This window comes from Trueperaceae bacterium (assembly GCA_019454765.1).
In the GTDB taxonomy this organism is placed as follows: domain Bacteria; phylum Deinococcota; class Deinococci; order Deinococcales; family Trueperaceae; genus JAAYYF01.
On the sequence record JACFNR010000082.1, the window covers coordinates 1 to 4,610 of the forward strand.

5 protein-coding genes are annotated in these 4,610 nt (G+C 71.2%); 3 read left to right on the forward strand and 2 right to left on the reverse strand.

Annotated features, from left to right (window positions below; all coding sequences use genetic code 11):
- Nucleotide 1: 1 nt before the first annotated feature.
- Both H3C53_13245 and H3C53_13250 read right to left on the reverse strand, forming a co-directional pair.
- Nucleotides 2-1,465 carry a hypothetical protein gene (locus H3C53_13245; protein MBW7917632.1) on the reverse strand — a complete coding sequence of 488 codons (1,464 nt, stop codon included), beginning with the start codon at nucleotides 1,463-1,465 and terminating at the stop codon, nucleotides 2-4.
- Nucleotides 1,466-1,553: 88 nt separating this feature from the next.
- Nucleotides 1,554-2,801, reverse strand: a complete 1,248-nt coding sequence (locus tag H3C53_13250) for an MFS transporter (protein MBW7917633.1) — start codon at nucleotides 2,799-2,801, stop codon at nucleotides 1,554-1,556.
- 85 nt (nucleotides 2,802-2,886) lie between these two features.
- Here H3C53_13250 and H3C53_13255 point away from each other — a divergent pair, with 85 nt between their 5' ends.
- The 3 genes from H3C53_13255 to H3C53_13265 form a co-directional block, all read left to right on the forward strand.
- Complete coding sequence (locus H3C53_13255; protein MBW7917634.1) at nucleotides 2,887-3,843, forward strand: DUF1684 domain-containing protein; 957 nt, start codon at nucleotides 2,887-2,889, stop codon at nucleotides 3,841-3,843.
- Complete coding sequence (locus tag H3C53_13260) at nucleotides 3,840-4,442, forward strand: HAD-IA family hydrolase (protein ID MBW7917635.1); 603 nt, start codon at nucleotides 3,840-3,842, stop codon at nucleotides 4,440-4,442. Before H3C53_13255 ends, H3C53_13260 begins: the two co-directional genes overlap by 4 nt.
- Nucleotides 4,439-4,610, forward strand: a 172-nt coding sequence (locus tag H3C53_13265) for a hypothetical protein (GenBank protein ID MBW7917636.1), incomplete at its 3' end; no start/stop codon positions are given. The genes H3C53_13260 and H3C53_13265, both read left to right, overlap by 4 nt.

Consider the following 4,610-nt stretch of genomic DNA (forward strand, 5'->3'; position numbering starts at 1 on the left):
CTCAGCGCCTCACGAAGTGGTTCCACTCCTCGTCGCAGATCATGAACTGCCACTCGTCTCGCGGCCAGGGGCACTGCAGGGAGAAGCCCTCGGCGATCGTGATGTACTCGTGCGTCTCGGGCCGGTACGTCCACGTGTAGTAGCTCACCTGCGGGATCAGGTCGTAGCGGAGCACCTGGTCCAACTCGTCACACTCGCGGATGGTGACGATCAGCTTGGCGGCGGACGCGCTTAGCCGAAGGTGCCCGAACGACGTGCCGCCCTCCGTCCGGGGCGGGTCCGTGATGGAGAAGCGCGGCGTGCCGCGCTCGTAGTAGACGTAGTCCTTCTTGCACACGCCCTCGAGGTTGTAGTTGCGCCAAGCGCGGGCGAACTCGTACTCGCTCGCCGTGAAACGGAGCCACTCGTGACCCGTGCCGTCGAGTTCGGGGACGTAGAACACCCCCGTGGCGGGGTCGTAGAAGTCGAGGCGCGAGCCCTGCGAGTAGGCCCACGTGCCGATGAACTCCCGGTACACGGCAACGTCGCCCAGCACGAAGTCGGCCGGCTGCTCGGCCTGGTAGCCGGGCATGAGGGGTTCGTGGTGGAGCAGCTGCAGTTCCAGCGGGTGCGGCCCACCCTCGAGCGTCAGTCGGTAGGTCCTCAGCCCGCGGTAGTCGAACGACTGCTCCAGGCGGAAGTCGTAGACGATGGGGTCGGTGCCCAGGTCGTGGCTGCCCGGGTTGTCGCAGCCGGTGGCGTCGAGGCGGTGAGCGGTGGGTTGCAGCACGAGCCGGCTGCCCTCCACCCGCAGCGTGCCGGTCGACTGCTCGTAGTAGCTCATGCCGCGAGCGCAGTTGGACTGGATCCCGGACGAGTAGTAGGCCATGTAGTAGCCGCCGCCCGGGTCGATGACGAGCTTGACGCTGAAGCCGCTGGTGGCGGTGAACGAGTAGCCGGTGGTCAGGTTGCGGTAGTCGCCTGCGCTGGCGCGGGTCTGCTGCCAGATGCCCGGCAGGTCGCCGAGGGCCCCCCCGGCGGCCGCGGGCGCGCCGGGCTGCACCGCCGGCGCGGCGGGCTGCACCGCCGGCGCGCCGGGCTGCACGGAGGGCGCGGCCGCCCCGGCCAACCTGAACTCAAGGCCGTCGGCGGGCGGCGCGAGGACCAGCGGCTCCCCATCGGCTCCCAGCATGACCTCGATCTCGTTCTCCTCGGCGTCGCCGTTGCCGTTCAGGTCGCGCCACGCTATGAGGAGGTACCGGCCCGCGGCCAACCCGTCCACCGCGAACGGCCGCGCACCCGCCGGCCCCGACGTCTCCGCGAAGCCGCTGAGCGCCTCGTCGCAACCGTCGGTGATGCTCACGTGGCAGGCGATGACCACGTACGGCTCGGCGCCGCCCGTCACCAGGGTGCCGCGGATGCTTCCCTGCGCCGCGGCGAGGGTGAACGTGAAGAGCGAGGCGAACAGCATGGGCAGGATACGCACGGTGACCTCCCGGTTGAACGTTCAGGTTAACTGCCCGAATCGTGCCAGACGCCGCCCTCCTCGGGTGGGAAACACCACACTCGCTCCGTCACCGCGTGACGGCCCGCGGCGCCTCCACTGCCTCGGCGCCGGGCATTTCCTGCGCCGGGGCGTCCGCCGCCACCGCTCCCGCGTTGAAGCGCGGCAGGATGGAGAGCGACAGGAGCGTCAGGGCGCCGAGCGCCAGGCCCGCGCTGGCGAACCCGAAACGGAACGAGGTGGCGGCGACGACCAGGCCGCTCAGCGTCGGGGCGAACACCTCGACGGTGTGGTTGATGGAGAGCCGCAGGCTGAGCGCCACGCCGCGGTCGACGACGGGCACGTGCGACGCGACCGCCACGATGCTCAGCGGGAAGGCGATGCCGGTGCCGAAGCCGACGACCACGGCGAGCGCCGCGAACGCCCACACGCTGTGCGCGGCCGACAACATGCCGACCCCGAACGCCACCGCCAGCATGGAGACGACGAGGCTGTTGCCGGTGCCGCCAAGGGCGCGGGTGACGAGCGGCATGATCGGCCGGATGAGCACCGAGGTGAGCGAGCCGAGGCTGACGAGCGCACCGATCACCGTGGCCGACATGCCGAGCTGCTCGAGCATGACGGGCAGGAACGCCTCGCGCATCGTGATGGCGAGGAAGACGCCGGCGCTGGTGAGGACGGCCATCTGCAACCCCACGTTGCGCAGCGTGTCGAGGACGGCCCCGCGCCGCCGCGCCGCGCCGCGCGCGTGGCCCGGGGCAACCGCCGGCGCCCCGCGCGCCACCGCGAGGCCGAAGGCGGCGGCGCCGAGCAGCACGACGAAGACGGCGCCGTAACCCGCCCTGTACCCGGCAACGTCGATGATGACGCCCGCCAGGACGGGCCCCACCATCCGGCCGCCGGCGAGCCATGTCGAGTGGACGGCGAAGTTGCTCTCGTGCGACCGCCCGTTGCCCAGCGCGGCCACCAATGACTGCGACGCCAAGGTGAAGAAGATGTAGAAGAAGCCGAGGAGCAGGCGCGACGCGGCCAGCGCCGCCACGCCCGGGAACGCCACGACGCCGAGGGGGGCGAACGTCAGGCCGACGAGCCCGAGGAGGAACCAACGCGGCGCCCCGACGGCGTCGACCCAGCGGCCCGCCGGCAACGCCAGCACCACGGGGAAGATACCGGGCAGCGCCATGAGCACGCCCAACCATTGCGCCCCGACGCCGAGGCTGACGGCGTACAGGGGCAGCATCACGGCCATCATGCTCGAGGCCATGGTCATGAGGCCCGAGGCCAGGCACTGGTTGAGGAAGTTGCGGGCGACGGGCACTGACGCTGCTCTCGGAGGCGCGCAGAACCGGCCGCGCCTGGCGGTGGCCCACAGGGTACCCCCACGGGCCTACAATGATGGCCACGTGGAGGAGTCCAAGTTGACCAAGGATAGCGGCAGCGAGCAGTCGGCCTGGGAGCGGGGGCTCGAGGCGTGGCGCGAGAAGTGCATCGCCGGGCTGGCGGGGCCGTACGGGTGGTGGTCTCTCACCTGCCTCGCCTGGTTGGAGGACGGGCCGAACGCGCTTGGCAGCGGGGGCGACTGCGCCGTGCTGCTCGACCAACGTTTCCCGCCCGTCGTGGCCACGTTGCGGCTTACCCGGGACCGCCTGACGATCGAGCCCGCCGGGACCGCCGTCCTGAAGGTCGGCGACGAGGTCGTCGCCGCGCCCACCACGGTCGAGGAGGGCTGCACGCTGATCGTGCGCGGCCCCATCACGGCCCACGTCGAGCTCGTGCGACGAGGCGGCTCGTGGGCGGCGCGCGTCAGGGACCCGCTCATGGCCAGCGCCAAGGACCCCACCAAGGACGTGGCGTGGTTCCCTCCCGACCCGACCTGGGTGCTCGAGGCGGCCTTCGCTCCCGCCGAACCGGGCGAGGAGGTGGCGGTGAGCAACGTGCTCGGCCAGGTGAGCATGCAGCCGGTGGCCGGGCGCCTCACGTTCGCATGGGGCGGCGCCGAGCACACGCTGCTCGCCACGCACGGGAGTGACGGCGGACTCTTCGTCAGCTTCCGGGACGCGAGCAACAAGGCCCCTGACGACCCGAGCGGCCGGCTCGCGACCTACTCCGGCGGGCGCTACCTGAACACGGGGGCGCCGGTGGACGGGCGGGTGGTCCTCGACTTCAACCGCGCCATCCACCCGCCGTGCGCCCACACCCCGTACGCCACCTGTCCCGTGCCCACCCCCGGCAACGCCTTGCCGTTCGCCGTGCCCGTGGGGGAGGCGAACCCGCACCCCGAACTCGTGGTGGTGCCGAGCCGCCTTGGCTCGCTCACGCCCACGTTCGAAGCGGGCGGGCTGGGCCTCCTGGGGCGGTGAAGTACCTCTACCTCGACGTCGGTGGGGTCCTCCTGACCAACGGCTGGGATCACGTGGCGCGCCGCGAGGCCGCCCGAGTCTTCGGCATCGACGGGGACGCCATGGCGCTGAGGCACGACTTCATCTACAACGTCTACGAGATCGGGCGGATCACCCTCGACCGCTACCTCGACACCACCGTCTTCTACGAACCAAGGCCGTTCGGCAAGGCGGAGTTCGTGGAGTTCATGTACTCGCGCTCGGCGGAGCTGCCGGGCACGCTCGCATACCTCACCGAGTGGAAGCGGGCGCACCCGGAGGTGACGGTCATCTCGATCAACAACGAGGCGCGCGAGCTCAACCGCCACCGCATCGAGAAGTTCGGGCTGCACCGGCTGTTCGACGCCTTCGTGTCGTCGTGCGAGGTCGGCATGCGCAAGCCCGACCCCGGCATCTTCCGCCTCGCTCTGAGCCTCTCGCAGACGGAGGCGGGCCGCTGCCTCTACTTCGACGACCGCGCCATGCTGGTCGAGAGCGCCGCCGCCGTCGGGCTCGACGCGCGCCGTCACGAGTCGGCCGAGAAGACGTGCGCCGCCATCGAGGAGTGGGTGCAGCTGTGAGCGCGGCCGCGGCGGCGCCGCGGGCTGACGTCCTGCCGGACACGCCCTGCGTGGTCGTGGACCTCGACGTGGTGGAGCGCAACATCCGGCGCCTGCAGGCGTACCTCGACGAGCACGGCATCGCCAACCGCCCGCACATCAAGACGCACAAGCTCCCCCTGATCGCCC